Annotated in this window: 21 protein-coding genes; 13 read left to right on the forward strand and 8 right to left on the reverse strand. The window is 71.3% G+C overall.

The genetic code is table 11. The features are described from left to right. The first annotated feature begins 53 nt into the window (after nt 1–53). Both OHA64_RS04875 and OHA64_RS04880 read left to right on the forward strand, forming a co-directional pair. Nucleotides 54–650, forward strand: coding sequence for a TetR/AcrR family transcriptional regulator (locus OHA64_RS04875; RefSeq protein WP_405608337.1), 597 nt, complete (start codon nt 54–56; stop codon nt 648–650). Further along, nucleotides 647–2,335, forward strand: a complete 1,689-nt coding sequence (locus OHA64_RS04880) for a glycerol-3-phosphate dehydrogenase/oxidase (RefSeq protein ID WP_405608340.1) — start codon at nt 647–649, stop codon at nt 2,333–2,335. The genes OHA64_RS04875 and OHA64_RS04880 overlap by 4 nt, the downstream gene beginning before the upstream one ends. Nucleotides 2,336–2,385: 50 nt before the next feature. On the opposite strand, the gene OHA64_RS04885 is transcribed toward OHA64_RS04880, so the two are convergent. The 3 genes from OHA64_RS04885 to OHA64_RS04895 form a co-directional block, all read right to left on the reverse strand. Then, nucleotides 2,386–3,024, reverse strand: coding sequence for a class I SAM-dependent methyltransferase (locus OHA64_RS04885; RefSeq protein ID WP_405608343.1), 639 nt, complete (start codon nt 3,022–3,024; stop codon nt 2,386–2,388). A gap of 165 nt (nt 3,025–3,189) precedes the next feature. Continuing rightward, nucleotides 3,190–3,477, reverse strand: a complete 288-nt coding sequence (locus OHA64_RS04890) for a hypothetical protein (RefSeq protein WP_405608346.1) — start codon at nt 3,475–3,477, stop codon at nt 3,190–3,192. Next, a complete protein-coding gene (locus tag OHA64_RS04895) occupies nt 3,470–4,306 on the reverse strand; it encodes a lysozyme (RefSeq protein WP_405608349.1) in 837 nt (278 codons plus the stop codon). The genes OHA64_RS04890 and OHA64_RS04895 overlap by 8 nt, the downstream gene beginning before the upstream one ends. Nucleotides 4,307–4,838: 532 nt before the next feature. Here OHA64_RS04895 and OHA64_RS04900 point away from each other — a divergent pair. Next, complete coding sequence (locus tag OHA64_RS04900; RefSeq protein WP_405608352.1) at nt 4,839–5,432, forward strand: hypothetical protein; 594 nt, start codon at nt 4,839–4,841, stop codon at nt 5,430–5,432. Between the two features lie 45 nt (nt 5,433–5,477). Here OHA64_RS04900 and OHA64_RS04905 read toward each other — a convergent pair whose 3' ends face one another. After that, the gene (locus OHA64_RS04905) at nt 5,478–5,891 is read right to left on the reverse strand and encodes an SRPBCC family protein (RefSeq protein ID WP_405608355.1); all 414 of its coding nucleotides are present in this window, start codon (nt 5,889–5,891) and stop codon (nt 5,478–5,480) included. A gap of 179 nt (nt 5,892–6,070) precedes the next feature. Between OHA64_RS04905 and OHA64_RS04910 the strand changes: the two genes are divergently transcribed. The 4 genes from OHA64_RS04910 to OHA64_RS04925 all read left to right on the forward strand — a co-directional run bounded on the left by OHA64_RS04910 (nt 6,071) and on the right by OHA64_RS04925 (nt 8,769). Continuing rightward, nucleotides 6,071–6,604, forward strand: coding sequence for a DoxX family protein (locus OHA64_RS04910; protein ID WP_405608358.1), 534 nt, complete (start codon nt 6,071–6,073; stop codon nt 6,602–6,604). A 433-nt stretch (nt 6,605–7,037) separates the two neighbouring features. Next, nucleotides 7,038–7,742 (forward strand): nucleotidyltransferase family protein, encoded by a 705-nt coding sequence (locus OHA64_RS04915; protein ID WP_405608361.1) that lies wholly within the window; start codon nt 7,038–7,040, stop codon nt 7,740–7,742. A 2-nt stretch (nt 7,743–7,744) separates the two neighbouring features. Then, the gene (locus OHA64_RS04920) at nt 7,745–8,044 is read left to right on the forward strand and encodes a BON domain-containing protein (protein ID WP_405608364.1); all 300 of its coding nucleotides are present in this window, start codon (nt 7,745–7,747) and stop codon (nt 8,042–8,044) included. Beyond that, the gene (locus tag OHA64_RS04925) at nt 8,041–8,769 is read left to right on the forward strand and encodes a metallophosphoesterase (RefSeq protein WP_405608367.1); all 729 of its coding nucleotides are present in this window, start codon (nt 8,041–8,043) and stop codon (nt 8,767–8,769) included. Before OHA64_RS04920 ends, OHA64_RS04925 begins: the two co-directional genes overlap by 4 nt. A gap of 37 nt (nt 8,770–8,806) precedes the next feature. On the opposite strand, the gene OHA64_RS04930 is transcribed toward OHA64_RS04925, so the two are convergent. Further along, complete coding sequence (locus OHA64_RS04930) at nt 8,807–9,820, reverse strand: LacI family DNA-binding transcriptional regulator (RefSeq protein WP_405608370.1); 1,014 nt, start codon at nt 9,818–9,820, stop codon at nt 8,807–8,809. 374 nt (nt 9,821–10,194) lie between these two features. On the opposite strand from OHA64_RS04930, the gene OHA64_RS04935 reads away from it, so the two are divergent. The 5 genes from OHA64_RS04935 to OHA64_RS04955 all read left to right on the forward strand — a co-directional run bounded on the left by OHA64_RS04935 (nt 10,195) and on the right by OHA64_RS04955 (nt 17,828). Beyond that, a complete protein-coding gene (locus tag OHA64_RS04935; protein WP_405608373.1) occupies nt 10,195–11,121 on the forward strand; it encodes a carbohydrate ABC transporter permease in 927 nt (308 codons plus the stop codon). 4 nt (nt 11,122–11,125) lie between these two features. Further along, nucleotides 11,126–12,073 carry a carbohydrate ABC transporter permease gene (locus tag OHA64_RS04940; RefSeq protein WP_405608376.1) on the forward strand — a complete coding sequence of 316 codons (948 nt, stop codon included), beginning with the start codon at nt 11,126–11,128 and terminating at the stop codon, nt 12,071–12,073. An 89-nt stretch (nt 12,074–12,162) separates the two neighbouring features. Next, nucleotides 12,163–13,497, forward strand: coding sequence for an ABC transporter substrate-binding protein (locus OHA64_RS04945; RefSeq protein WP_405608379.1), 1,335 nt, complete (start codon nt 12,163–12,165; stop codon nt 13,495–13,497). Between the two features lie 87 nt (nt 13,498–13,584). Continuing rightward, nucleotides 13,585–15,627, forward strand: a complete 2,043-nt coding sequence (locus OHA64_RS04950; RefSeq protein ID WP_405608382.1) for a beta-galactosidase — start codon at nt 13,585–13,587, stop codon at nt 15,625–15,627. 152 nt (nt 15,628–15,779) lie between these two features. Further along, nucleotides 15,780–17,828 carry an RICIN domain-containing protein gene (locus OHA64_RS04955; RefSeq protein ID WP_405608385.1) on the forward strand — a complete coding sequence of 683 codons (2,049 nt, stop codon included), beginning with the start codon at nt 15,780–15,782 and terminating at the stop codon, nt 17,826–17,828. 270 nt (nt 17,829–18,098) lie between these two features. Here the strand turns inward: OHA64_RS04955 and OHA64_RS04960 are convergent, their stop codons facing one another. Together OHA64_RS04960 and OHA64_RS04965 are read right to left on the reverse strand one after the other, a co-directional pair. After that, nucleotides 18,099–18,962, reverse strand: coding sequence for a DUF1932 domain-containing protein (locus tag OHA64_RS04960; protein WP_405608388.1), 864 nt, complete (start codon nt 18,960–18,962; stop codon nt 18,099–18,101). 38 nt (nt 18,963–19,000) lie between these two features. Beyond that, on the reverse strand, nt 19,001–20,512 hold the full coding sequence (locus tag OHA64_RS04965) for an MFS transporter (RefSeq protein ID WP_405608391.1): 1,512 nt from the start codon (nt 20,510–20,512) through the stop codon (nt 19,001–19,003). 156 nt (nt 20,513–20,668) lie between these two features. On the opposite strand from OHA64_RS04965, the gene OHA64_RS04970 reads away from it, so the two are divergent. Then, nucleotides 20,669–21,163 (forward strand): lamin tail domain-containing protein, encoded by a 495-nt coding sequence (locus OHA64_RS04970; protein WP_405608394.1) that lies wholly within the window; start codon nt 20,669–20,671, stop codon nt 21,161–21,163. 18 nt (nt 21,164–21,181) lie between these two features. Here OHA64_RS04970 and OHA64_RS04975 read toward each other — a convergent pair whose 3' ends face one another. After that, on the reverse strand, nt 21,182–21,559 hold the full coding sequence (locus OHA64_RS04975) for a luciferase family protein (protein WP_405608397.1): 378 nt from the start codon (nt 21,557–21,559) through the stop codon (nt 21,182–21,184). Between the last annotated feature and the right edge of the window lie 485 nt (nt 21,560–22,044).

Below are 22,044 nucleotides of genomic sequence, written 5' to 3' on the forward strand. Positions count from 1 at the left end.
AGATGTGCCGTCCGGGGGGTCGGGGCACCCTCGGGGCCGTTACACTGTTACACATGACGCCTATTCGTCACAACAGCTCGGACGACACGGTCCTCGACGCGGTGCGCGACTGCGTGCTGGCCGTCGGCGTCCGCCGCACCACGCTGACCGACGTGGCCCGCCGCGCCGGGGTCTCCCGTATGACGCTGTACCGGCGCTGGCCCGACGTACGCACGCTGGTCGGCGACCTGATGACCCGGGAGTGGGTCGGCGTGGCCACCCGGGCGATGCCCGAACGCGGTCCCGGCACGCAGACCAGGGCCCTGATCGTCGACGGACTGGTGGCCGGGGTGGACGCCTTCCGCGCCCATCCGCTGTTCCGCAAGATCGTCGACGTCGATCCCGAACTGCTCCTCCCCTATGTGCTGGACCGGCGCGGGGCGAGCCAGACGGCCCTGCTGGAGCTGTTGGCCGAGGCGCTGCGGGAGGGACACGCCGACGGCTCGGTGCGCCCTGACCATGTCGAACGGCAGGCGCGGTCCCTGCTGCTGGTCGTGCAGTCCTTCACCCTGTCCCTGCGGACCATGACCGACGAGGACGACACCGAGCTGACCGGCGCGGCCTTCCTCGGGGAGCTGCGGACCATCCTGGAGAGGACCCTCACACCATGAGCCCGACCCGCAGCCCGGCATCCGGGCCGGTGGCCCCGTCGTCAGGATCGTCGTCGCTCTCCGCCGCCCGGCGTTCGCGGGAACTGACCGCGACCGTGGACGGGCCCGTGGTGGACGTCCTGGTCGTCGGTCTCGGCGCGACCGGTGCCGGAGCCGCTCTGGACGCCGCCGCCCGCGGCCTGGGCGTCGTCGCCGTGGACGCGCACGACCTGGCGTTCGGCACCTCCCGCTGGAGCTCCAAGCTCATCCACGGCGGGCTGCGGTACCTCGCCTCCGCGCAGGTGGACGTGGCGCACGAGAGCGCCGTCGAACGCGGGGTGCTGATGGAGCGCACCGCGCCCCACCTGGTCGGCGCCCAGCCGTTCGTGCTCCCGCTGACCGCGCTGGTCTCGCGCGGCCAGGCCGCCCTGGCATGGGCCGGTCTGCGCGCCGGGGACACCCTGCGGCTGACGGCCCGCACGGCCCGGGCCACCCTGCCCGCGCCGCGCCGGCTGTCCGCGGTGGAGACCCGCCACCTGGCTCCGGTGCTGCGCGCCGACGGCCTGCGCGGCGGCCTGCTGTCCTGGGACGGCCGGCTCACCGACGACGCCCGCCTGGTGACCGCGCTCGCCCGCACCGCCGCCGCCCACGGCGCCCGCATCCTGACCCGGGTCCGGGCCCTGGAGCTCACCGGCTCCGGCGCCCGGATACGGGACGAACTCACAGGCCAGGAGGGGCACATCCGGGCGCGGGCAGTGATCAACGCCTCCGGTGTATGGGCGGGGGACCTGGTCGACGGCGTCCGGATACGACCGTCCCGCGGCACCCATCTGGTCCTGCGCTCGGAGCATCTCGGCCCCTTGCCGGCGGGGCTGCACATCCCGGTCCCCGGGGAGAGCAACCGCTTCGTCCTGGTCCTGCCCCAGGGCGACGGCCGGGTCTACGTCGGGCTCACCGACGAACCCGTCCAGGGCGAGCTCCCGGATGTGCCCGAAGCCCCGGAGTCCGACATCGGGTTCCTCCTCGACGTCCTCGGCTCGGTCCTGGACGTGCCCGTCCACCGCGAGGACGTCGCAGGGGCGTTCGCCGGTCTGCGCCCGCTGCTGGACACGTCGACGGCTGCCGGTACGGCGGCCGGTACCGCCGACATCTCCCGCCGGCACGCGGTACTGACCGCACCGGACGGCGTGGTCACCGTGGTCGGCGGCAAGCTCACCACCTATCGGCGGATGGCCGAGGACGCCGTCGACGCCGCCGTCACCGCCCGCCGCCTCACGGCCGGCCCGTCCTCCACCCCCTCGCTGCCACTCGTCGGCGCCGCCTCACCGCACGTCCTCGGCGGCGTGCGGGCGCCACGGCGCCTGGTCCGGCGCTACGGCACGGAGGCCGCGGCCGTCCACGCGCTCGGGGCGAGTGACACCCGCCTGCGCGAGCCCGTGGTGCCGGGACACCCCGTCACCCGCGCCGAACTGCTGTGGGCGGTACGCCACGAGGGGGCGCTCGACGCCGCCGACCTGCTCGACCGGCGTACCCGCATCGGCCTGGTACCGGACGACCGTGCGGCCGCGCTTGAGGTGGTGCGGGAGGTGGTGCCGGAGGTCCTGGGCGAGGAACTCGGTGCGGAATCGCGTGAGTTGGGGGCGGGCACGGGAGTGGGAACGGAACCAGGTGAGGTCTGGGGCGGGGCTCCGGTCGAGCGGGGGTGAGCGAGGGCGCGGGGTGAGCGAGGGCGCGGGGTGAGCGGAGGCGCGGGTCGTCAGTGTCCGGTGCGCCGGATCCGCCACAGGTTGTCGTAGCGGAAGCCTTCGATCCCCTCGGGGGAGACGCTCGGCTTGCGCACCGCTTCCACGGTCTCGACGGACCACTCCCCCTCCGGCAGCGCGAGCGCCGCGAGCACGCCCGTAGGCGTGGGGAACTCCACGTCGAAGGGAGGCTCGTCCTGCCACGACGGCCAGCCCGCGTGCATCACGATCAGGAGCGTGCCACCGGGCGCCACCGCTGCGGCGGCCCGCCGCAGGACTCCGTCCTGGTCCATGTGCACCGGGGACTGCAGGAACTGCGCGCTGACCAGGTCGAAGGACCCCTCCGGAAACGTCACGCCCAACTCGTGCCGCTCCCACCGGACCTGGTCGCCGACTCCGGCCTCGGCGGCGTGCCCGGCCGCGCGTTCCAGGGCCGTAGGGGAGATGTCGGCCCCCGTGACCCGCCAGCCGCTCGAGGCCAGCCACACCGCGTCCGCTCCCTCGCCGCATCCCAGGTCGAGCGCGGTGCCGGGCGCGAGGCCGGCCACCTCCCGCACGAGCAGCGGATTGGGCCGACCGCTCCAGACACGGTCGTTGCCCTGATAGCGGGCCTCCCAGAACTCGGCGGCCTCCGTCGGGTGGATGTGGGTCATGGCGCCTCCTGCGCGAAACAGTGCGGTCGTTGTCGCAAGGAAGCCTCCGTCGGCAACAGCACTACGGGCAAAGGAAGTTGCCGTTTCGGCAAGGAGGCGGGGCGGCAGTCGCCGGCCGGCCCACATGCTGTCCGGCGACTGTCGCCCCGCCTCCGCGCCGCCCGGCTACTCGGAGTCCCGGCTGCGCACCGCGGTCTGCACGTCCTCCTGCACCTCCTGCCGCGCCCGGCCCCGTGTCCTGGCGTACTCGGCCAGGGTGGACTGGGCTTCACGGTCGAGGTCGCGCCAGGCGCGCCAGGCGGTCTCGTAGGTGACGGTCTGTTGCCTGGTCCACTTGTGCTCGGTGGGCGGACCGAGGGAGTGCCGCAGCTCTTCGACCCGGTTGTGTGCCTGGTCTGCCGCACGCTGTTTCTCCACCACCTCGTCGAAGGTGGGTGCCGCGTCATCAGCCATGGGCGAGCGCCCGGAGCTTCGCGGCCGTGCCGTTGAACTTGTCGTGGTCGCCGACCGTCGGCCCGGTGGAGGTGTACTGCCACATCGTGTACTTGGTCCAGCCGGCCGGCAGGGTGCCCGCGGTCGAGGCGTAGCGGGCGATCCACAGCGGGTTGGCGGCGAACCCGCCGTAGTTGCCGGTGCATTCGGCCCACCAGGTGGTGGCCGTGTAGATCACGGCGGCCCGGCCCGTTCGCGCCTTGTACCGGTTCAGGAAGTTGCGGATCCAGGTGACCATCGCGCTCGGGGTCTTGCCGTAGCAGGCGTCGCCGTACGGGTTCCACTCGATGTCGAGTGCGCCGGGCAGGGTCTTGTCGTCCTGGGACCAGTTGCCGCCGTGGTCGACGAAGTAGTCGGCCTGGGTGGCGCCGCCGGTGGTGTCCGGGGTCGCGAAGTGGTACGCCCCGTGGATCATGCCTTGGTTGTACGAGCCGCCGTACTGCTGGCTGAAGTAGGGGTTCCGGTAGTACGTCCCCTCGGATGCCTTGGCGTAGGCCCAGCGCACTCCGCTGGTCCACAGAGTCGGCCAGGACACGTTGCCCTGGTAGCTGGCCACGTCCACACCCTCTGTCTGGGTGGCGCGGGTTCCGGTGGGTGGACCGCCGTGTCGCCCGTCGTGGGCCACGACCCCCATGCCCATGAAGGCGGAACCGCGGACGGGCGAGGGATCCGGAGCGGCGGAGACCGCGGACGGGGCGAGCGGGACGCAGGCGGCGGCGAGCAGAGTGGCGGCCACGAGCAGACGGGAGCGGCTCAGGGCCGCGGTGATGGATATTCGCACGCTCTCCATCTGACCCGCAGATGGGCTCGGGTGCCTCGGCCGACTGATCCGTGGGAGTGAACGCCCTCGAACGGCCGCACCCGTCAGTGGGCCATGTCGCCGACTCTCAGGGCGGCCTTCGGGGACGTCACCCGCCTTTGGTCACCCGGCGTTTCGCCTGGTGCGCAGGAGCAGGAGGAGGCCGCAGATCAGGAGAACCGCTCCAGCCGCGGCCGGCCACAGCTGCGTCCCGGTCTCGGCGAGGTCGCTGCCGGTCGCCCGCGGTGCGGGCCGGTCGCCTGCGGTGCGGGCCGGTCGCCTGCGGTGCGGTCGGGGAACCGGCAAGCGGCTGTGCGACGGCGCCGGCCGCGCCTTCGTCGCCACCCGAGCCCTGCTCGCCGCCGGAGCCCTGATCATCTGGCCCTCCACGCGGCCTACTTGGTCCGAAATCGCCGGTTCGGCCAGACGCGGATCCGTCGTCTGCGGCACATGAACCGAGCACGCGCCGACGAGCGGCCACCCGCCCAGTATTCTCTCCCGATCGGCGAGGACGGGAGGGGCCGTGGGTTGGTTCGGGAGCGGGGACGAGAGTGGCGGGGAACGCCTGTGGCGTGCCTATCTCGAAGCGGATCACCTCCGTTTCGTCGCCGAGGAGAGACTGCGCGAAGTGGAACAGGACCGTGCGGCGGCCAGACAGCGGCTCCTCGGATCCGACGTCGTTCCCGTGCTCCGGGAGTCACTGCGCACCGGCCGGGGTTCCCTGGCGGTCCTGGACCTGCTGCGTGACGTGGGCACGGATCGTCCCGACGTCGTCCAGAGCCTGCTCCCCGAGTTGTACGAGTGCTGCCTGAGCGTCAACAAGCCCGGCATCTGGGGGCGTGAGGTCGTCAGCGCGCTGGCCGGGTCGGTCGCCGTGCACGACGAAATCGCCCCGTTGGTGGAGAGGACGCTGGTCGACGAGGTGACCGACGTCCTCGCGATGCGTGCCCTGGCGATGCTCCTGGACAACCTCGGGGACGCAGCGCTCATGGCACGGTGGCGGCGCGCCGCCCTCGCCTCCCCGGACGTCGACGTGCGGGAGATCGTGGAGGAGTACACCGCCGGGGAGGACACTCAGCCGCCGGTTCCTCCCGAGTGGGGCGTGCCCGGGACGTGAGCGGGCGGTATGGCGCGCTCGGTCGGCCGGGCCGGCGGCCACCGCTCAGCCGGCGGCGTTGTCGACGCGCAGCCGTACCTGTTCCTCCAGGCGCCGCAGGCTCGAGTCGAGGGCGTCGTGGACGGTCTGTCGGCCCGGGTCGCGGCGGTCGTCGAAGAACGACAGGTGCACGGTGACCTCGCTGGCCCCGCTGTCGAGGCCGGCGACCTGCAGCCAGCCGGAGTAGCCGCCCTGGTCGCGGGTGCCCCATTCGACCCGGAGTTGCTCGGGCCTGGCCCTCAGCAGGGCGCGGGTGTCCTCGTCGTGGCGGTCCTCGTGCACCGTGACGGCAGGCGGCTCGTCGGCGTGCACGTGCAAGGTCCCCGGCAGCCAGGCCTCCAGCTGGTCCACGTGGGCGGCCTGGTCGAAGACGTGCTCCGGCTGGGCCGGCATCGTGCGGGAACGTTCGTACTCGGTCATGGGCGCACCGTCCCTCGGTTCGGGTACTCGACAGGACGCGTTCCCGGCCTGCCGGAACCGAACCGGAGCGTGCGCCTGGGGCTGTCGACGGCGGGTGGGACGTCGCATGAGCGCGCCCCGGGTGGGGAACCCGGTCCCCACATTCCCTGTCCCTGATTCCGAACCTCCGAGGAGGGCTCATGAGTCTCCTACGCCGGGCCGGCCGCCCCCTGCTCGCCTCCATGTTCGTCGCCGGCGGCCTGAACTCCGTTCGTGACCCCAAGGAGGTGGCCCCGGTCGCCGACCCCGTCGTGCGCCCGGTCACCGAACGCGTCTCCGCCCTGCCCGACCGCACGGACCGGGTCGTACGGCTCAACGGTGCCGTTCAGGTGGTGGCGGGCGTCCTGCTCGGCATGGGACGTGTCCCGCGGCCGGCGGCCCTGGCCATCGCCGCCACCCTCGTGCCCACGACGCTTGCGGCCCACCGTTTCTGGGAGACGGAGGACCCGGACGAGCGCGCCCAGCAGCGCATCCACTTCCTGAAGAACCTCTCGATGCTCGGCGGCCTGCTCATCGCGGCCGACGACACGGCCGGCCGTCCCTCCCTGTGGTGGCGCGGCCGTCACTCCGCGCACGACCTGCGCCGTGAGGCCCACCTGGTGCGCCGCTCGGTCCGCGCCACGACACGGCCTGCCGCCGCGGCCGCCCGTGTACGCGCCAAACTGCCCGCCTGATCCACCGCGACCGCCACCGCCGCCGGTCGCGGGAGCGGGACAACGGGTGCGGGGCGCGGCCGGACAGGCCGCGCCCCGCCCGCGTGCTGCGGGAACCACCGTCCGAGCACCCGGTCGGGGTCCGGAACCCCGGCCTGGGACGCGGGCGTCAGAGCGGGGGCCCGTGGACCGTGAGCCAGCGGTGGACGGCGTCCATGTCCGCCGGAGTGATCCGCGCTGCACGCTCCCCGGACAAGGCCGGCTGCCGCTCGTCGGCGTTGTTCATGGGGCCGGGTGCCCTGAACCACTGTCCGGAAGGCGGGCCCAGGAACCCAGCGCAAGGTACTCGTGTCGAAGGCGGCGCGCCGGGTACCCGGCGCTCGCCGTCACGGTCCTTCGCCTGCGGCCCCCCGGAGCGGGGTCGGGCGACGGGACGACCAGAAAGGGGGCAGCGATGGCGCCGCACGCCGACGACAACGCTCTCGACCAGCGCGCCGGCGTCGCCGAGCTGCGGCTGGCGACGGGAGATCCCGAACTCGTCCCCCAGAACAAGGTGCTCACGGGCGATCTGCCCCTGGACCGCAATCAGGCGATCCTGCAGGCCGCCAAGCAGGTCGGCACGATCCTGAAGCGGAAGGGCCATCCGTTCGCGCTCGCGGGCAGTGTCGCCGTGTACGCCCACGGCGGCGCCCAGAACCTCCAGCACGACGTCGACTTCGCCATCCGGCCCGAGGACGCCCAGGCCGTGGCCGAGAGCCTGCGCGAGGCCGGAGTCCAGGTGTTCACCCCGCCGGAGGACTGGCTGCTGAAGGCCGACTGCCTGGGCCAGCAGGTCGACCTGATCTTCGAGTTGGCGCACCAGCCGGTCACCACGGAGCTGCTGGAGCGGACGCAGGAGCTGTCGGTGGACTCGGTCTTCATGCCGGTGCTGTCTCCGACCGACCTGGTGCACAGCCTGCTGGCCGCGTTCTCCGAGCACCACTGCGACTTCGGGGCGGTCCTTCCGATCGCCCGCGCCCTGCGCGAGAAGGTCGACTGGGACGCGGTGCGCGAGGCGTGCGGGGACGCTCCGATGCCCGACGCGTTCTTCTACTTCCTGGAACGGCTGGAGGTCATCGAACCCGGGCCGAAGAAGTCGAAGAAGTCGAAGAAGGAGTGACGATGAGCGAGCCCGCCGCACCCGGCCCCGGTGACGCGCGCCAGAGCGCCGAGAACGCCGAGAACGTCGCATACCGGGTCGCTCACCTGCGCGACCGCCTCGCCGCCGAGGAACTCGGCGAGCTGGGCGTACGGGCGGAGGTGCGGGCCGGGTCGGTCGTGGTCACCGGCACGGTGCCCTCCGCCGAGTGTCGAGAGACGCTGCTGCGGACCGTCCACGAGGAGCTGGCAGGGCTCGACGTGCTGACGGACGTCCTGGTGGCGGAGACGGCCTCCCCCGACCACGCGGAGGAACTGTCGTGATCCGCGTCGCCGCCGTGGGGGACATCCACATGGGGCCCGACACCCAGGGTCTGCTGCGGCCCGCCTTCGAGACCCTGCCCGACTGCGCCGACCTGCTGCTGCTGGCCGGGGACCTCACCCGCCACGGCACACCGGAGGAGGCCCGGGTGGTGGCCCAGGAGGTACGGGGGCTGCCGGTGCCGGTCGTCGCCGTCCTCGGCAACCACGACCACCACGACGAGCAGCCCGAGAAGGTCACCGGCATCCTCCAGGAGGCGGGCGTGAGGGTGCTGGAGGGTGAGGGCACGGTCGTGGAGTGCGGCGGAACGCGGGTCGGGATCGCCGGGACCAAGGGCTTCGGGGGCGGATTCGTCGGACGCAGCGCCGGGGAGTTCGGTGAGCCGCTGATGAAGGAGTTCGTCCGCACCACCCGGCGCAGCGCCGACAGTCTGCGCGCCGCCCTGGAGGACCTCGGGAAGCAGGAGTGCGAGGTGCGGGTGGCGCTCACCCACTTCTCCCCCGTGGCCGACACACTCGCCGGGGAGCCCCCGGAGATCTTTCCGTTCCTCGGCAGCTACCTGCTGGCCGAGGCGATCGACACGGCCGGCGCCGACCTCGCCGTCCACGGCCACGCACATGCGGGCACCGAGCACGGGATGACGGCGGGCGGCGTACGGGTGCGCAACGTGGCACAGCCGGTCATCCAGCGGGCGTTCAACGTGTACCAGCTGCACACGACCGCCTGACGGCGGCCCGGACCTACAACCCGACCTCCCCGCGACGTCAGCGCGACGTCAGCGCGCCCCTCTGGCGCCCCGGCGGCGGTCCCGTGCTCGCCCGCTCCACCAGCCGGGTCGGTACCAGCGTCGTGCCCCGCTCCGGCCCGTCCTGGCGCATCTTGCGCAGCACCGCCTCCACACAGAGCCGACCCACCTCGGCGAAGTCCTGGTGGAGAGTGGTCAGCGGCGGCAGGAAGGAACTCGCCTCGGCGATGTCGTCGAAGCCGATCACGCTGACGTCCTCGGGCACCCGCCGCCCGCGTTCGTGGAGGGCGCGCAGCAGTCCCAGGGCCATCTGGTCGTTGGCCACGAAGACGGCGGTGCACTCCTCGCGCGCGGCGAGTTCGAGACCGACGTGGTAGCCGGACCCCGCCGACCAGTCACCCCGCACCAGTGGCGGCGCGCTGCGGCCGGCCTCGGCGAGGGCCGCCCGCCAGGCGTCGGCGCGACGCTGGGCGGCGAACGAGCCCTCGGGACCGCCCAGATGCCATACGGTCCGGTGTCCGAGGGCAAGCAGATGGTGTACGGCCGCTCGGCTGCCGCCGGCCTGATCGGTGTCCACCACCGTGTAGCGGTCACCGGCGTCGGAGTCCACGACGACGACCTGGACGTGCGGCGGCAGCGTGACGGTCGCCGCGTCCAGCAGATGGACCTCCATGATCACGATCACCGCGTCGACGGCGAGCTCCTCCAGCCGGCTGAAGGCGCCCCGTACCTCGTCCTGGGTGGGGACGGCGACCGGGAGCAGCGTGACCGCGTACCCCTCGTGCGCCGCGGAGTTGGCGATCGCCTCCAGGGTGCGCACGTTGCCGGTGGTGGACAGCGAGAAGGTGATGACGCCGATGGTGCGGAACTCGCCGCGTTTGAGGGCGCGGGCCGCGGAGTTGGGCCGGTAGCCGAGCTCCTTCATCGCGGCGAGAACCTGCCGGCGGGTCTCCTCGTTCACTCCCGCGTAGCCGTTGGACACGCGGGACACGGTCTGCGACGAGACCCCCGCCAGTTGGGCCACGTCCGCCATGGAAGCACTGGCCCGTCCACCGCCCCGGGTCCGGCCGGGGGCACGTCTGGGACCGTCGCCGGTCACGCCCACGGGCCCGCCCGCCGCTTCCACGGTCGGCCCGGGCCCCTGCGTCGGGGTTCTGTCAGCCGTGTCCATTCGCCGTCCGCCACCTCTCCACCGCTGCTCAGGTCACGTTTCAACCAGGGAGCCTTGACCCCCGTCAACGGGGCAGTGTAGACATGCCGCCATCGGATGTTTACGTAAACATAACAGCACACCACTCTCTCGGCGTGGCAGATGTTTGCGCAAACATCTGCCCAGTGGGTATGGCACCGGCGCCGGTTGTCCGGACACGCCCACCGGTTCCAGGACGTGGACGAGCGAGGAACGACATGACGACGCTGCAACCGCCGGCGGCCGCCGAGCCGCGGCCGGCACCACCTCCGGCGCGACGGGACCGCCGCTCCTGGACGGGGTGGGGTTTCATCGGTCCCTTCGTGGCCGTGTTCGCCCTGGTGTTCCTGGCTCCGATCGTGTACTCGATCTATCTGAGCCTGTACCGCAACCAGTTGATCGGCGGCAACACCTTCGTCGGCCTGGACAACTACAAGCAGGCCGTGCAGGACGACCAGTTCTGGGAGTCGCTCGGGCGGGTCTCGCTCTTCCTGTGCGTGCAGGTGCCGATCATGCTCGGCATCGCCCTGCTGGTGGCCCTGGCGCTGGACAGCGGACGGCTCTACGGCAAGAGCTTCTTCCGCATCACGATCTTCCTGCCGTACGCGGTGCCCGCCGTCGTCGCCACCCTGATGTGGGGCTTCATGTACGGCACGGAGTACGGACTGGTGGGCGACATCAACCAGGCCTTCGGCGTCACCCTGCCCGACCCGCTCTCGCCCGACCTGGTACTGGCATCGATCGGCAACATCGTCACCTGGGAGTTCGTCGGCTACAACATGCTGATCTTCTACTCGGCGCTGCGTGTCATCCCGCACTCGCTGTACGAGGCGGCGGAGATCGACGGTGCCGGACAGTTCCGGGTCATCACCGCGATCAAGCTGCCCGCGATCCGCGGCGCCCTCGTGATCGCGACGATCTTCTCGATCATCGGCAGCTTCCAGCTCTTCAACGAGCCGAACATCCTCCGGAAGCTGGCCCGCAACGCCATCACGACGGACTTCACCCCGAACTTCTACACGTACTCGCTGTCCTTCAACGGCCAGCAGCACAACTACTCCGCCACGGTGGCCATCATCATGGGGCTGATCACGATGGTGATCGCCTATGCCGTGCAGCTGCGCGGCATGCGCAAGGGAGCGTGACCCGATGAGCACCCCTGTCACCACCGCCTCTCCCTCCGCGCCCGCCGAGACCGGCGGCCCCGGCAAGAGCGCGCCGCGACTGCGCGGCCCGCGTCGGCACTCCGTCGGCAAGCCCAAGCGCAGCGTGCTGCTGACGGTCATGACCTCCCTGCTGGTCATCTACACCGTGGTGCCGCTGATCTGGCTGGCCATCAACGCCACCAAGACCCAGACGGGACTGTCCGATTCGTCCGGGCTGTGGTTCGCCCACGACTTCGCCCTGTGGGACAACATCCGGGACACGTTCACGTACGACGACGGCGTGTTCACGCGCTGGCTCCTGAACACCCTGTTGTACGTCGTGCTGGGCGCCGGCGGGGCCACCCTGCTCGCGGTCCTGGGCGGTTACGCGCTGGCGAAGTTCGACTTCCCCGGCAAGCGCGGCATCTTCGCGATGGTCATCGGCGCGGTGGCCGTCCCCGGTACGGCCCTCGCGGTGCCCACCTTCCTGATGTTCAGCAAGATGGGCCTCACCGACACCCCGTGGGCGGTGATCATCCCCTCGCTGGTCTCGCCGTTCGGCCTGTACCTGATGTGGGTGTTCGCCACCGAGGCCATTCCCACCGAACTCCTGGAGGCGGCCCGCATCGACGGGGCCGGCGAGGCGCGCACCTTCTTCACCGTCTCCCTGCCGCTGCTCGCCCCCGGCATCGTGACCGTGCTGCTGTTCACCACGGTCGCGACCTGGAACAACTACTTCCTGCCGCTGATCATGCTCAAGGACTCGGACTGGTATCCGCTGACCCTGGGACTCAGCGTCTGGAACTCCCAGGCGGAGACGATCGGCGGCGAAGTGATCTACAACCTGGTGATCACCGGTTCGCTGCTCACCATCGTGCCGCTGATCGCCGCGTTCCTGCTGCTGCAGAAGTACTGGCAGTCGGGTCTCGCGGCCGGAAGCGTCAAGGAGTGATCTCCGCGGCCCTCCGGCCGCCCCTCAGCCCCACGTTGACCCCCACCACCCTCCACCTGTCCCACCCACGAAGAAGTGGAAGCATCTCGATGCGCAGAACGACCGGCCGCCTGCTGCGCGGCCTCGCCCTCCTCTCCACCCTCGCCCTGGGGGCCACCGCGTGCGGCGGCTCCGACGACGACTCAGGCCAGAAGGCGGTCTCCGCCGGGGACATCCAGGCGGCCCTGAAGAAGGGCGGCACGGTCAATGTCTGGGCCTGGGAGCCCACCCTGAAGTCGGTGGCGGCCGACTTCGAGAAGAAGTACCCCAAGGTCAAGATCAACCTGGTGAGCGAGCGGTCCGGCGACAAGCACTACACCGCCCTGTCGAACGCCATATCGGCCGAGAAGGGCGTGCCCGACGTCGCCCAGGTCGAGTACTTCGCGCTGGGCCAGTACGCCCTCACCAAGGGCCTCACCGACCTGGCCCCCTTCGGCGCCGACAAGCTCGCGTCCAAGTACAGCCCCGGTCCGTGGAACGCCGTGAGCGAGGACAAGGCCGTCTACGGCCTGCCGATGGACGCCGGCCCGATGGCGCTCTTCTACAACAAGAAGATCTTCGACAAGTACAAGGTCGCGGTGCCGACCACCTGGGACGAGTACGTCGAGGCAGCCCGCAAGCTGCACAAGGCCGACCCCAAGGTCTTCATCGCCGCCGATGCCGGCGACGCGGGCCTCACCACCAGCCTGCTGTGGCAGGCCGGCTCTCGCCCCTACAAGGTCGACGGCACCAACGTGAAGATCAACTTCGCTGACGCGAATGCCAAGAAGTACACGGACACCTGGCAGAAGCTGATCGACGAGAAGCTTCTCGCGCCCATCAACGGCTGGACCGACGACTGGTACAAGGGTCTGGGCGACGGCACCCTCGCCACCCTGCCCAGCGGCGCCTGGATGCCCGCCAACTTCGTCACCGGCGTGCCGCAGGCCAAGGGTGACTGGCGCGCGGCCCCGATGCCGGCCTGGACCAAGGGTGACAAGGCGAGCACTGAGAACGGCGGCAGCTCCCTGACCCTGCCCGCGCTGGGCAAGAACAAGGAACTCGCCTACGCCTTCGTCAAGTACGCCAACGCCGAGGACGGCGTGCAGACCCGCGTCAAGCAGGGCGCCTTCCCGGCGACCACCGCGGATCTTCAGTCCAGCGAGTTCCAGAACACCAAGTTCGACTACTTCGGCGGCCAGCAGGCCAACAAGATCTTCGCCCAGTCCGCCGCCAACGTCGCCGACGACTGGTCGTACCTGCCCTTCCAGCAGTACGCCAACTCGATCTTCAACGACACCGTCGGCAAGGCCTACATCTCCGGCACCAAGCTGGCCGACGGTCTGAAGGCCTGGCAGGACGCCTCGGTCAAGTACGGCAAGGAGCAGGGCTTCACCGTCAAGTAGTCGAGAAGCAGTCAGGAAAGCAGTAAGCGCCGGGCGGCGCGGTGGATCACCGCGCCGCCCCCGTGCACCACATCCGGAAGGACCGCCATGATCTCCACCCTCCTGTCCCGCCTGCGCGGGGTGGACGGTGACTTCGTCCCCCGTCTCGGCTACGGCGCCGACTACAACCCGGAGCAGTGGCCCCGGGACGTGTGGGAGGAGGACGTCCGGCTGATGCGTGAGGCCGGAGTCAACGTCGTGTCCGTGGGGATCTTCTCGTGGGCCCGGATCCAGCCCGGTCCGGACCAGTGGGACTTCGGTTGGCTCGACGAGGTCATGGACCTGCTGCACGCGGGCGGCATCGGGGTCGACCTGGCCACCGCCACCGCCTCCCCGCCGCCCTGGCTCAGCACCGCTCACCCGGAGATCCTGCCGGTCACGGCGAACGGCGAGACGGTCTGGCCGGGCGCCCGCCAGCACTGGCGGCCCACCTCTCCGGTCTTCCGCGAGCACGCCCTGCGCCTGGTCCGGGAGATGGCGAACCGGTACCAGGACCACCCCGCCCTGGTCGCCTGGCACGTCTCCAACGAGCTGGGCTGCCACAACATCTACGACTACTCCGACGACGCGGCCCGCGCCTTCCGCGGCTGGCTGCGCGCCCGCTACGGCACGCTCGACGCGCTCAACCACGCCTGGGGGACGGCGTTCTGGTCGCAGCGCTACAGCGACTGGGAGCAGATCCTGCCGCCGAGGCTCGCCGCCTCGCACCCCAACCCGACCCAGCAGCTGGACTTCAAGCGGTTCTCCTCGGACGCGCTGAAGGACTACCTGCGTGCGGAACGGGACCTCCTGCGCGAGATCACGCCGGACGTGCCCGTCACCACGAACTTCATGGTGATGAGCGGAACCAAGGGCATGAACTACCCGGACTGGGCCGAGGAGATCGACTTCGTCTCCAACGACCACTACGTCCACCCCGGGCCCCAGGACCGCGACGAGCTGTCCTTCTCGGCCAACCTCACCAGCGGTATCGCCGGCGGGCGGCCCTGGTTCCTGATGGAGCACTCCACCAGCGCCGTCAACTGGCAGCCCGTCAACGTGGCCAAGCGGCCCGGCGACCTGGCCCGGGACTCGCTGCTCCATGTCGCGCACGGCGCCGACGCGGTGTGCTTCTTCCAGTGGCGGCAGTCGGCGGCCGGCGCCGAGAAGTACCACTCGGCTATGGTCCCGCACGCCGGTGCGGACAGCGACCTGTTCCGGGCGGTGGCCGCTCTCGGCGCCACGCTCGCCACTCTCGCCCCGGTCGCCGGTTCGGAGCGGGAGCCCGCCCGGGTCGGGATCGTCTACGACTGGGAGTCGTGGTGGGCGAGCGAGCAGGACTCCCACCCCACCTCCCTGCTCGACTACCGGCAGGAGGCGCTCGACTGGTACTCGGCGCTGCTGGCCCTCGGCATCCGCGCCGACCTGATCACCACCCGCGCCGACCTGTCGCGCCACCAGGTGCTGATCGCCCCGGTGCTGCACCTGGTGCCCTCCGACCTCGCCAAGGAGCTCACCCGGTACGCCGAGCAGGGCGGCCACCTGATCACCACGTACTTCTCCGCGGTCGTCGACGAGAACGACCACGTCTGGCTCGGCGGCTACCCGGGAGCCCTGCGCGACCTGCTCGGCCTGCGCATCGAGGAGTTCGGGCCGCTGCTCGACGGGGAGACCGTCGAGCTGGACGACGCGAGCACCGGCAGCCTGTGGACCGACCGGATCACGGTCACCGGCCCTCAGACCGAGGTCCTGGCCCGCTACCGCACCGGCCAGCAGGCCGGCGGCCCCGCCGTCACCCGGCGTGCGACGGGCGGCGGTTCGGCCGCCTACGTGTCCACCCGGCTCGGTGTGAGGGGTCTGACCGCCCTGCTGCCGCGCCTGCTCGGGCCGGCCGGCGTGGTGAGCGAACTGCCCGAGGAGGTGCGCGGCCTGGTCGAACTGACCGTGCGCCGCGGCACCGACAGCCGGTTCCTGTTCCTGGTCAACCGCACCGACAGCGCCGTGCCGGTGGCCGGTCTGCCCGGCGAGGTCCTCGTCGGCGACGCCGACTCCGACGGCACGCTCACGCTCGGCCCCAGGGACGTCGCCGTACTGCGGCAGCCCGCCGGCTGAGACCCCGCAACCGCAACGCACCCGCAGCACCACACCGCACCCGCCCGCATCCATGACTCCTCGAACGGCACAACACCCGTTCGAGGGCAGTCCTCTCCCGCTCCCTGGCGGGAGGGGTCATCACAGCGACCACACTCCAGTTGGGAGCACAGATGGCACGCCGTACCCGCAGCAGACGGTTCCTCGGAGCCGCCGCCCTGACGGCCCTGGCCACCGGGGCCGCCCTGCTCAGCGTCCCCGCGCAGGCACAGACCGAGGCCACCGCCTCCGTCACCGTGCAGCCGGACCCGTCGTACAAGGCGGAGAAGTTCGAGGGCTGGGGCACCAGCCTGGTCTGGTTCGCCAACGCCACCGGCGACTACCCACCGGCGATACGCGAGAAGCTCGCGAAGCTTCTCTTCGGCGACGACGGCCTGGCGCTGAACATCGCCCGGTACAACATCGGCGGCGGCAACGCCCCCGACGTCAAGGACTATCTGCGCGCCGGCGGCGCCGTCGAGGGCTGGTGGAAGGCGCCCGCGGGCACCACCCGCGAGGACACCGACTGGTGGAGCGCCGACGATCCGGCCGACTGGAACAACCACGCGGACGCCACCCAGCGCTGGTGGGTGGACCGCATCAGGAAGGACATCACGCACTGGGAGACGTTCAGCAACTCGCCGCCCTGGTTCATGACCGAGAGCGGTTACGTCTCCGGCAATTTCGACGCCGGCAAGGACCAGTTGAAGGCCGACTCGGTCGACGACTTCGCCGCCTACCTGGCGGGCGCGACCAAGCGGCTGGAGAAGGCGGAGGGCATCAAGGTCGACACGGTCGACCCGTTCAACGAGCCCAACACCAACTACTGGGGCACCAAGCTGGGCGCGGACGGCGAGCCGGTGGGCGGCCGCCAGGAGGGCGCCCACATCGGACCCGAGCTCCAGCAGAAGGTCCTCGCCGCGCTGGCGCCCGCGTTGAAGAAGGCGAAGGTCAAGTCGGACATCTCGGCGATGGACGAGACCAACCCGTCGATCTTCGCGCAGAACTGGAACACCTACTCGCAGGCGTCGCGCGACCTCGTCGACCAGATGAACGTCCACACCTACGGCACCGGGCAGCGCACCACCGTGCGGGACCTGGCCAAGGCGGCCGACAAACCGCTGTGGATGAGCGAGGTCGAGGGCGACTGGGGCGACGGCCAGAGCTTCACCGACATGCGGCCGGGCCTCGGACTCGCCCAGCAGATGGTCAACGACCTGCGTGAACTGGAGCCCACGGCCTGGGTGTTCTGGCAGCCGGTCGAGGACTACGACAACATGAAGCCGGGCGGCGAGTCCGCCAAGGGCGGCAACTGGGGCAGCATCCAGCTCCCGTTCAGCTGCACCTCGAAGGACACCCTGAAGTCCTGCCCGATCTACACGAACACGAAGTTCGACACCGCTCGTAACTTCACGCACTTCATCAAGCCCGGCGACAAGCTGATCAAGGTGGACGACACCTCCAGCGCCGCCGCCGTGACCAAGGACGGCAAGGGCGCCTCGCTCGTCCACGTCAACTCCACCACCGCGCCCCGCACGGTCACCATCGACCTGTCGAAGTTCCGCACGATCAAGGGCAACGCGACCGTCACGCCGACGGTGACCAGCGCCGACGGCAAGCTCCAGCGGCAGGCCCCGGTCAAGGTCGTCGACGGCAGGGCCACCTACACCGTCCCCGCGCAGTCCGTGACCTCCTTCGCCGTCAAGGGCGTCTCGGGCGTCGCGAAGGACGCGGGCCTGTTCACCAAGGGCCACTCGTACACCCTGACCGGTGTGCAGAGCGGCAAGGCGGTGACGGTCGCGGCGAACGGGACGAGCCTGGTCATCGGTTCGGCGAACGGCACGGTCGCGCAGGAGTGGCAGCTGGACGCCCGCCACGGCAAGACCGGCAGCCGGCAGCGGTATGTCCTCGCCAACCCTGCCGAGGACAAGGTGCTCGCCGTCCGCGACGGCGTGCCCGTCGTCGAGCCGGACACCGACGAGCGGGACCCGGCCACCGAGTGGATCATGTCGACCACCGGTGACAACACCTGGACCCTGGTCAACGCGGGCACCGGACGTGTGCTGGAGGTCGGCGGCCAGGCCACGAACGAGGGCGCCGCCGTCACGACCTGGCAGCCCAACTCCGGCGCCAACCAGCGCTGGACGGTCACGGACGTGACCGACGAGGCGGCGGACCACTAGGACCGCCCCGACACCTGAGCAACCGGAGCTCTGCCGTACCGCCCCCGCCGCGGTACGGCAGAGCTCTTGCCGTTGGAAGGGGGCGGCACCGTCCGGCCGACTTCCTGCTCGCCTGCGGTGACGGCGGCAGCCGTCTCACCTCGCTGCGCTGGTCGCGCGCTCACCTACCCGGAGGGCGTGCCGCAGCGGCCGATGCCTGTGGTGACGTATCCGCTGTGGAGCCGACCGGGCCACCGAGCCGCCCATGGGCTGCCGCCGGGCGGCCGGCCGTCACGTCTCGTCGTCCGGCCGCGGGGGCATGAGGTCGGCGATGAGCCGGTCGCCCGTCACGGTCCGGTCGTCCTTGTGGTCCTGCCATCGGTCGAAGGTGCGCGCCGCCGCGTCCGCGAAGGAACCCGGCAGGCCGCTGCCGCGCCAGGCCTCGGCGATCTCCCGCATCTCCGGCTCCCACCGCCAGGCCCTGGCCCCCGCGCTCGCCAGTTGCTCCGGCCGGGCCAGCGGAGTGTCGGGCAGCAGGTGCGCGGCGAGGTCGCGGAGGTCGTCGAGGACCCCGTGGTCGGCGGCGAGGGCACTGGCCTCGGCGGCGAGCGCGTAAGAGATCTTGTTGTAGGCGGCGAAGGCCAGCTTGAGCGCCGACGCGCGGCCGACCGGCCCGGCCAGGACGACCGGGGTCAGGGCGGTGCCGTCGAACAAGGCACGCACCGTCTCCACCGCCGGGTCGTCGCCGGACAGATACAGCCGGGTGATGCCGGCCTCACGGGGAGGCGGCCCGGTGATGCCGCCGTCGGCCACGGTCGCCCCGCTCTCCCGCACCACCCGGGTGATCTGTTCCATCCGGCGGGGGCTGACCGCGTTGGCGTCGGCGTACACGCCGTCGAAGCCGGTCGCCGCGACCTGCCGGGCGACGTCCAGGGCGGCGGCCGGCGGGCACACACTGAGGATCACCGCGCACTCGGAGGCCAGCTCCGCCATGTCTCGGACCGCCGTCAGTCCCAGGGCGTCGGCCCGCTCCCGGGTGGCGGCCGACCGTCCCTCCGCCGACCACCGGACCCTCGCTCCGGCCGCCACGGCCTGCGCGGCCACCTGCGCCCCCATGGAGCCGGGATGCACGATTCCCACGTCCGCATGAACCATGCCGGGGACCCTATCGCCGCTCCCGTGCGGGCCGGAGGTCAGCCCTGGCTCGCGTGCACGGGGCTGTGGGACACCTCCGGCGGGCACGCTTCCCGGCGCGCCCTGCGGTCCCGCAGCCAGTCGTGCACGGCCAGCGCGAGTGCGCCCAGCACCGGCGCGATGCCGCAGCCCACGGCGACAGCGACCGCCGACCGGTAGTCGTGGGCGTCGGCGCTGAGCACCAGATAGAACAGGCCCGGCAGGGCGGCCGTACCGACGGCCCCGCCGAGCCTCTGTCCGGTCTGCAGCGCTCCTCCCGCCGCGCCCGCCATCCGTACCGGGACATCGCGCAGGGTCATGGTGACGTTGGGCGAGATGACGCAGCCGCTGCCCAGTCCGCCGACGAACAGGGCGGGGGCCGCGAGCCACACCGCGAGGTCGGCGGGGGCCAGGCGCAGGCTCAGGACGGCCCCGCCCAGTCCGACGGCGACGGCGGCGAGTCCGCACACGGTCAGCAGTCGGCCCAGCCGCTCCACCAGCCGGCCGGCCACGAGGGCGGCGAGCGCCGACCCGAGGGCGAACGGGGTCACGGCCAGCCCGGAGCGCAGCGGCGAGAACCCCTCGCCGTTCTGGAAGTAGAGGGCGAACACCAGCCACACGCCGCTGAAGCCGACGAAGTAGAGGGCCGCGATGGCGGCGCCGGCCGCATAGCCGCGGGTGGCGGTGACGAGCTCCGGATCGAGCAGAGGCTGCCCGCCCCGCGCGGCGACGCGCCGTTCCCAGCGGGCGAAGGCCGCCAGGAGCGCCGCGCCGACGAGGAAGAGCCACCACAGCCGTCGGACGCCGCCGGCCTCGGCCAGCACGAGCGGCAGCATCAGCGCCAGGACTCCGCAGCCGAGCAGGGCGACGCCCGGCAGGTCGAGCCGTTCGCGGCGCCCGGGAGCGACCTTCGGCAGCAGTCGCAGTCCCAGTACGAGTGCGAGCGCGCCGACGGGGACGTTGACGTAGAAGATCCAGCGCCATCCCTGGGGGCCGTCCGCGAGCATGAGGATCAGTCCGCCCACCACCGGGCCGACGGCGCTGGAGACGCCGACGGTGGCGCCGAACAGGCCGAAGGCGCGGCCGCGTTCGGCGCCCCGGAACATCTGCTGGATGAGCGCGGAGTTCTGCGGGGCGAGGCAGCCCGCGGCGAGCCCCTGGGCGAGCCGGGCCGCGACCAGCAGGTCGATGGTGGGGGCCGCGCCCGCCGCCGCGCTGCACACCACGAACGCCGTCAGCGCCAGCAGGAAGACACGACGCCTGCCGATCGCGTCGCCGACGCGTCCGGCGGTCACCAGGACGAGGGCGAACGCGAGGGCGTAGCCCGAGACGACCCACTGGATGGCGGGTGCCGAGGCGTGCAGGGCCCGCTGCATGGACGGCAGGGCGACCGCGACGATCGTCACGTCCAGCAAGCTCATGAAGCCGGCCACCAGGGTCACCCACAGGGCCTTCCACCTCCTGGGGTCGGCTCCTTGGGTCGCGTCCGCCGGGTTGTCGCCCTGGCCGCCCGCCTTCGTCTCCGTGCCCACCCGGGTTCCTCTCCGCCGCCGGACTTCCTCTCCGTCACGGGTATCCCGCACCACGCGGATCAGCTCACTTCACATTTTCCACACGATCACTCCATACGTTGTTCATCAAAGAGGTAGGCTCCTGCCGCTCTACTCGCACCACTGGGGGGATGTCCCATGCGTATGCACCATGTTCTGGCGGCCACCGCCGCCGCCGGGCTGATAGCCGCCGTGGCGGCCGCGCCGGCCCAGGCCACCGAGTACTCCTCGGCTCTCAAGCTCAAGGGCGTTCAGTACGACGCTCCCGGCTCGGACTCCAACAACTGCACCACCGGCAACACCAAGAACGAGTACCTGACGATCAAGAACTACTCGTCCTCGACGACCGTGAACCTCAAGGGCTATGTCGTCAAGGACGCCGTCGGCAACCACTTCACCTTCACGAAGAGCCACTCGCTGCAACCGGGCGACTATGTGAAGCTGCGCGGCGGCAGAGGCACCGACTCCGACGCGAACAACGTCGTCTACCGCCAGAACTGCAACTTCATCTGGAACAACGACAAGGACACGATCTACTTCTACAAGCCCTCCGGAAGCCGTGCCGACGTGCACGGGTACACCAAAAGCGGCTCCGACCCCGACCGCAACGGCTATGTGAACTTCCACGGCTGACGGGCCGTCACCAGCCGTTCACCGCGCGATCGTGACACGACGGTGCTCGTTGCAGCGTGCGGACGGGACCGGGTCGGCGGCCGCGCTCCCCTGGTGGGCCTTGAGGGCGACGCTCACCAGCGTCAGCAGCAGATCGATGTCCGACTCGCACTCCAGGCGGACGGTCACCCAAGCGGAGCCCGGCACCAGCCGCAGGGCGGTCGAGCCCAACAGATCGCCCCTCAGGCGCCAGATGGCCGGCCCCGACAGATGCACGTCGGCCAGCCGGTCCGAATGGAAGTGCGCGATCTCGCCGCCGTCGCAGCGCAGCGCACGACCTGTGCCGCAACTGGGCCGGGCCTCCACGAGGTCCGGCCAGTCGGCCAGTCGGGTCATGGCCCGCGAGCCAGTCGTCATACCTTCATCATGAAGAGCTCATCGGGTGGCCATCAAGGTTTGAGGGCACCGTAACCAGCCCGTAGCCTCAGCCCCTCGCAAGGCGGGGCCACCCGTCGGCTGCCCGCCGGTTCAGCGCGAGCGTCCGCCGCTCGTCGACTCCAGGCACTCCTGGAAGCGCGCCATGCACGGCAGGCAGTGGCGATCGGTCGCGGTCCTTTCGGATGGTCGGGCGCCGGACCCCCTGGGCAGGTCGACGCCACACAGACTGCTGCCCCGGTGCCGCTCCAGCACGTGCCACACCAGCGCCCCCGTTCCGGCCTCCGGGCCTACGCACATCTCGTACATGGGACACCTCCTTCGACGGCTGCCCCTCCAGGAGACCCCGCCACGCGCCACCTCTCCCGGCGAGAGGGCCATCCGGGTCAATCAGGTACTCCGGAGCGCGGCCCGGCCTTGCGGGGAGAGCCGTTCCATGCTGCTCCGAGGTGTCGTCGGGCAGCCGG

The organism is Streptomyces sp. NBC_00076, assembly GCF_045041235.1.
GTDB lineage: Bacteria > Actinomycetota > Actinomycetes > Streptomycetales > Streptomycetaceae > Streptomyces.

Coding starts and splice junctions, on each gene's coding strand:
- OHA64_RS04875 (WP_405608337.1), top strand. CDS start 54: ATGACGCCTATTCGTCACAACAGCTCGGACGACACGGTCCTCGACGCG.
- OHA64_RS04880 (WP_405608340.1), top strand. CDS start 647: ATGAGCCCGACCCGCAGCCCGGCATCCGGGCCGGTGGCCCCGTCGTCA.
- OHA64_RS04885 (WP_405608343.1), bottom strand. CDS start 3,024: ATGACCCACATCCACCCGACGGAGGCCGCCGAGTTCTGGGAGGCCCGC.
- OHA64_RS04890 (WP_405608346.1), bottom strand. CDS start 3,477: ATGGCTGATGACGCGGCACCCACCTTCGACGAGGTGGTGGAGAAACAG.
- OHA64_RS04895 (WP_405608349.1), bottom strand. CDS start 4,306: ATGGAGAGCGTGCGAATATCCATCACCGCGGCCCTGAGCCGCTCCCGT.
- OHA64_RS04905 (WP_405608355.1), bottom strand. CDS start 5,891: ATGACCGAGTACGAACGTTCCCGCACGATGCCGGCCCAGCCGGAGCAC.
- OHA64_RS04910 (WP_405608358.1), top strand. CDS start 6,071: ATGAGTCTCCTACGCCGGGCCGGCCGCCCCCTGCTCGCCTCCATGTTC.
- OHA64_RS04915 (WP_405608361.1), top strand. CDS start 7,038: ATGGCGCCGCACGCCGACGACAACGCTCTCGACCAGCGCGCCGGCGTC.
- OHA64_RS04920 (WP_405608364.1), top strand. CDS start 7,745: ATGAGCGAGCCCGCCGCACCCGGCCCCGGTGACGCGCGCCAGAGCGCC.
- OHA64_RS04930 (WP_405608370.1), bottom strand. CDS start 9,820: ATGGCGGACGTGGCCCAACTGGCGGGGGTCTCGTCGCAGACCGTGTCC.
- OHA64_RS04935 (WP_405608373.1), top strand. CDS start 10,195: ATGACGACGCTGCAACCGCCGGCGGCCGCCGAGCCGCGGCCGGCACCA.
- OHA64_RS04940 (WP_405608376.1), top strand. CDS start 11,126: ATGAGCACCCCTGTCACCACCGCCTCTCCCTCCGCGCCCGCCGAGACC.
- OHA64_RS04945 (WP_405608379.1), top strand. CDS start 12,163: ATGCGCAGAACGACCGGCCGCCTGCTGCGCGGCCTCGCCCTCCTCTCC.
- OHA64_RS04950 (WP_405608382.1), top strand. CDS start 13,585: ATGATCTCCACCCTCCTGTCCCGCCTGCGCGGGGTGGACGGTGACTTC.
- OHA64_RS04955 (WP_405608385.1), top strand. CDS start 15,780: ATGGCACGCCGTACCCGCAGCAGACGGTTCCTCGGAGCCGCCGCCCTG.
- OHA64_RS04960 (WP_405608388.1), bottom strand. CDS start 18,962: ATGGTTCATGCGGACGTGGGAATCGTGCATCCCGGCTCCATGGGGGCG.
- OHA64_RS04970 (WP_405608394.1), top strand. CDS start 20,669: ATGCGTATGCACCATGTTCTGGCGGCCACCGCCGCCGCCGGGCTGATA.
- OHA64_RS04975 (WP_405608397.1), bottom strand. CDS start 21,559: ATGACGACTGGCTCGCGGGCCATGACCCGACTGGCCGACTGGCCGGAC.